Raw genomic sequence first — 5,234 nt, forward strand, 5'->3', positions numbered from 1 at the left:
CTTTAAAGGCAGCCTATTTTTTATTGTATTTCATAAAGTTTGTACAGCTCCTGTCAACGTCGCCGTAACTTGCTGATAATGAGCCGATATTGTTGACAGGACTATTTTACTCGTGCAAAAACCCCGTTTTTCTTCCTTTTTTCTTCACGGGCAAATCCTTCCGTCCTGACACCGTGCTTGCTGACCCTCTGACGAAGTGCTTCGTCACATCCTCAGAAAGCACTGGATGACACCCTCACGCAGCACTGCGTCGGGACTTCAGGAAGTGCTGTGTGACGGGGTAAGGGAATCGACATTTCATTGCCGATTCATTGTCAGCCATCGCTGCATACTGCTTTTTTGAAAAAAATAGCGCTAAAATTGCAATTATCTTATAATTAAACGGTTATTCGGGTTGAATGGAAATTGGGTAACAAAATAGCAACCGTTCGTATTTCTGAGTTCTTCATTATTATGCTTCAATGTGGTACCTCTTGATGCTACAAAGGTACAAAAAGAAATGAAGATGAAAAGAGGTTTTATGACATTTCCTTTTTTGCCAATATATTTTACGCAATCAAAGCAAGAACAAGTTTAGTTCGTTTTAGGTATATAACAAATGAAATAAACCAAACTTGCAGAAATTCTATAACCGTCAGTCAATGGCTGGCGGTTTACAACCACCATTGAATACGCCTCGCAATGAATAATATAAACCCATTCTCAATAAGTATCTTACTGTTTCATAACTACAATGCGCTCTTGTATAAATTTTTATTGAGATTTCCAAGCAAATCTGCGACAAAATCGATTTGATTTATTAACTTTGCAAATAAATATAGGAGTATTATGGATATTAAGAAACATATTACAGCGTTGGGATTTGTTCCAAAAAATGGAACAAATGGCATTTATCATAAGATGTATCTTGATTATGCCATAGAAATTGACTTTGAAAAACAAAGCATTAACTACGGTAGTGGTATTACTGCCGAAAGCAAGACCACACAAAATTTTTCACAGCCGGAAAATTTTGTAGTGCTTGAATGCGTTGATAGATTACTAATCAAAGGCTATAAACCCCATAATATTATTCTTGAAAAAACTTGGCCGTCTGGACATGGCACATCGGGACGATTGGATATTTGTGTCAATCGTGAGGATGGTACACCATACTTGCTTATCGAGTGCAAGACATACGGTCAAGAGTACAATAAAGAATCTGCAAGGATTCATAAAGACGGTGGTCAGTTATTCACTTATTTTCAATTGTCTGGTGGCAAAGCAGATGTTATAATGCTGTATGCTTCAGAATTAAAAGATAACAAGTTTGAGTTTGTTAATGAGATTATTAAGATAGAGGATGATTATCGCAATGGTGATGTTAAGGACATTTATGAGAAATGGAATAAACTCACCAAAGATAATGGTATCTTTGATTCTTGGGTCCAACCATATAATTTCCAGAGCAAGGCATTAACAAAGGAGCAGTTGAAAGAGATAAAGGCTGAAGATTCAAGTTTTATCTTCAACCGCTTTCTTGAAATATTGCGGCACAATGTAGTTTCAGATAAGGGTAATGCTTTCAATAAGATTTTTACGCTCTTCCTATGTAAAGTTTATGACGAGACTACAACAGGCGAGGGTGAAGAATTAAGGTTCCAATGGCTTGAAGGAAGAGACAATCATATAGATTTCCAACTCCGCTTAACAGACCTTTATAGCAAAGGTATGAAGAAGTTCTTAGACAGAACTGTTAGCGACTTTAATGATGATGATTTTAATAAACGGTGTGCAAGCCTCACAGCAGAAACAAAAGAGTTTCTACGCAAAGAGGTGAACAAACTCCGTCTTGAAAAGAATAACGAGTTTGCAATTAAGGAGGTATATGATAGTGCCTCTTTTGAGGAAAATGCAAAAGTAGTAAAAGAGGTTGTAGAGTTGATTCAGGGATATAGAATCCGCTACAACAAACGCCAGCAATATCTATCTGACTTCTTTGAATTGTTGCTTACTACTGGTCTCAAACAAGAGGCTGGTCAGTACTTTACACCTATACCTATTGCACAATTTATCATTAAGAGTCTTCCTCTGGATTCTATTATGGCAGAGAAACTTTCTCGTAAAGATGGAGAGATCCTGCCATATATGATTGACTACGCAGCTGGTAGCGGTCACTTTATCACAGAGTTTATGCACGAGATACAGGACATCATAAACGATTGTGATACTTCTAAGTATATTGAGGAGACAAGAAAGCACATTGTCAATTGGCAGAATTGCCATTTTGATTGGGCTACAGATTATGTATATGGTATCGAAAAGGATTACCGACTTGTAAAAGTTGGTAAAGTTGGTTGTTATTTGCATGGTGATGGTTTGGCAAATGTTATCCTCAGCGATGGACTTGCCAATTTCTGCAACAACAAAGAGTATAAAGGTAAACTACGCAAACAGACTAATGACGGGCAAAAGGATAATCAACAATTCGACATTGTATTGAGTAACCCGCCGTATTCTGTATCTTCGTTCCGACAGACAACTCGCGATTATTATACAGAGCAAGATTTTGAGTTGTATAACTCATTGACTGACAATAGTTCAGAAATAGAGTGTCTGTTTGTTGAGCGTACAAAACAGTTACTTAAGGATGGTGGTATAGCAGGAGTTATTCTTCCAAGTTCAATATTGAGTAATTCGGGCATCTATACAAAGGCTCGTGAGATTATATTGCAATACTTTGATATTGTCGCAATAGCAGAGTTGGGAAGCAATACCTTTATGGCTACCAACACAAATACTGTTGTTCTATTCCTTCACCGTAGAGATAATTATTTTGCAGCCAACACAAAGAATGCTGTTGATACATTCTTCCGCACATTGAATGATGTAACTATTAATGGCATAGAAACTCCTGCCTTAAAATATGTAGATCATGTTTGGGAGGGCCTTGATTATGCAGACTATGTTACATTGTTACAGAAAACGCCCAATGACAAGGTTAAAGCACACGAAATATATGCAGAGTATAAAAAGAAAATCTCTGCTAAGAGTGACGCCAAGTTATATGAGACTATCTTAAATATAGAGGCTGAAAAGCTTTTGTACTTTGTTTTGGCATATCCCCAAAAGGTTGTTATTGTTAAGAGTGGAGAGAAAAACGTTGAAAAGCGTTTCTTAGGCTATGAATTTTCAAACCGTAGAGGTAACGAGGGAATTCATGCTATTCAAAGAGGAAAAAACATTGATGAGTGTACCCAACTTTTCGATGCGAACAGTTATGACAACCCTTTACGGGCAAGTACCTATGTGTATCGGGCTTTCAAGGGAGATTACGCAACGCCCATAGCAGAGAGTATGCAATCGCATATTAGTCGTATGTCATTGATTGATATGCTTGCTTTTAACAGATGTGTATTTGAAAAAGACATCTCGATTGCAGCAAAAAAAAAAGTAATAACAAATAGTAAGTTTTCATTAGAATCAATTGAGGGATTAGCCAAGGTAATTCGTGGCATTACTTATGCAAAAGAAGACCAAGTTCAGGAAGTAACAAATAATATTGTGTTAACCGCAGACAATATAACATTGTCAGGTGATTTGGAAATCAATAAACTAATTTATCTCCAGCCTAATAAAAAACTTGATTTAGACAAGGTGCTGAGGAAGAATGATTGTTTTGTTTGTTTTTCAAGTGGTAGCAAGGCTCATGTGGGCAAAATCTCATTTATTGAAAAAGATACATCATTCTATGCGGGTGGCTTTATGGGTATAATAAGGGCTTATTCCGATAGGATACTTCCGAAATTTCTTTATACAGTATTAAATAGCGCCTTATATAGACAAATAATAAGAGACGAGAGCAGCGGTAATAATATTCAGAACTTGTCACAATCTATAGCTCGAATAAAAGTACCAGTTCCGCCAATTGATGTCCAGAAACAGATTGTTGAGGAGCTCTCCAAGGTTGAAAAGTCCAACAGTGATGCTAAGTATTTAATTGACAAGAATCTTTCAGCTATTAGAACAATTATAAACGGTTTAGGTTCTACCGTAAGTATAAAAGAGTATTTTGATATAAATACTCTAACACTGAATCCTACATCTTGCTGGAAAAATGAACGCTTTACATATGTGGACATTGATTCTGTAGGAAAAGGTGATGGTAGCATATCTTTTGACAAAAAGATATTAGGCAAAGATGCTCCATCCAGAGCAAGGCGAGTTGCAGAAGATGGAACTGTGGTTGTATCTACGGTTCGCCCTTATTTGAAAGGTTTTGCATATATAGATAGTGTTCCAGACAAGACAATTTTCTCAACAGGTTTTGCCTTGCTTAAGTCTAAAAATGAGAAGAACTATATTTCCAAGTTGTTGTACTACTTGTTTATGTTCTCCGATGACCTAATGAAGCAAATGGAAACAGCTATGCCAAAAGCTGCCTATCCAAGCATTAACAAGGAGGATATTGACAACTTCAAGATTCCATTATTGACCATAAATGAACAAAAGCGCATCGTAGCCCAAATAGAAGCATTTGAATTAGAGATTACTAAGGCTCGCACTTTAATTGACAATGCAGCGAGTGAAAAACAAGCGATACTTGATAAATATTTGTAATTATGGAAACAGCTGGTACTATACAGGAAACATATAATATTTGGAGTTGGTTGTTGCCACTTATTAGTGGAGCTATCGGTGCTTTAATCGGTACTTATGGCGGTTCTTATTTTTTACACTGGAAACAGGAGAAAAAAATCAAGAATGTGCGTTCAATTTGCGGTTAAGGTCAGACGCCTATCGTTATCTCGCAGAATCTGTATAGGGGTATTTTTCCGTAGTAAACCATCGGTTATGCTCTGAGGAGAATAATCGCCCTGTAAAGTCCAACACCTTGCCTTTAATTAGTTCGGCAAACTCCATAGCCGAGAGTCCGATTTGCTTGGAAAGGCGTTCCAATCTTAACGTGAGTTCGATATAAGAATTAATATATTTATCTGATTAATAGAAATATAGCGATAAAAACATTAAATTTATAGTGTCAAGTTATCACATTTAAACGGTCAATGACGAACTGAAGAACATTGCACAGATAAAACACTCTAGACATCGGTCATTCAGTAACTTTATAGCCAACTCCTTGTAAGCCATCACAGCATACTGTTTTTTTGAAAAAAAACTGCCATTGAAGTGAACTTTATCAAGGACGGACAACTCTCTATTTCTTGATTTTATATCGAACTTACGTTAAACTT

The 5,234-nt window shown here is 36.6% G+C and carries 2 protein-coding genes and 1 pseudogene; all 3 read left to right on the forward strand.

What is annotated here, in order from left to right:
- Positions 1–828: 828 nt before the first annotated feature.
- Complete coding sequence (locus Q0Z70_RS12920; RefSeq protein ID WP_298075149.1) at positions 829–4,599, forward strand: N-6 DNA methylase; 3,771 nt, start codon at positions 829–831, stop codon at positions 4,597–4,599.
- Positions 4,600–4,601: 2 nt separating this feature from the next.
- On the forward strand, positions 4,602–4,766 hold the full coding sequence (locus Q0Z70_RS12925; protein WP_298075151.1) for a hypothetical protein: 165 nt from the start codon (positions 4,602–4,604) through the stop codon (positions 4,764–4,766).
- A gap of 266 nt (positions 4,767–5,032) precedes the next feature.
- Positions 5,033–5,122: pseudogene (locus tag Q0Z70_RS12930) on the forward strand (transposase); the annotation flags it as partial.
- Positions 5,123–5,234: the final 112 nt, after the last annotated feature.

Origin of the sequence: uncultured Bacteroides sp., assembly GCF_947632445.1 — a bacterium.
Lineage (GTDB): Bacteria > Bacteroidota > Bacteroidia > Bacteroidales > Bacteroidaceae > Bacteroides.

Bases quoted from the DNA above. Each gene is read 5' to 3' on its own strand.
- Q0Z70_RS12920 (WP_298075149.1), top strand. From the start codon at position 829: ATGGATATTAAGAAACATATTACAGCGTTGGGATTTGTTCCAAAAAAT.
- Q0Z70_RS12925 (WP_298075151.1), top strand. From the start codon at position 4,602: ATGGAAACAGCTGGTACTATACAGGAAACATATAATATTTGGAGTTGG.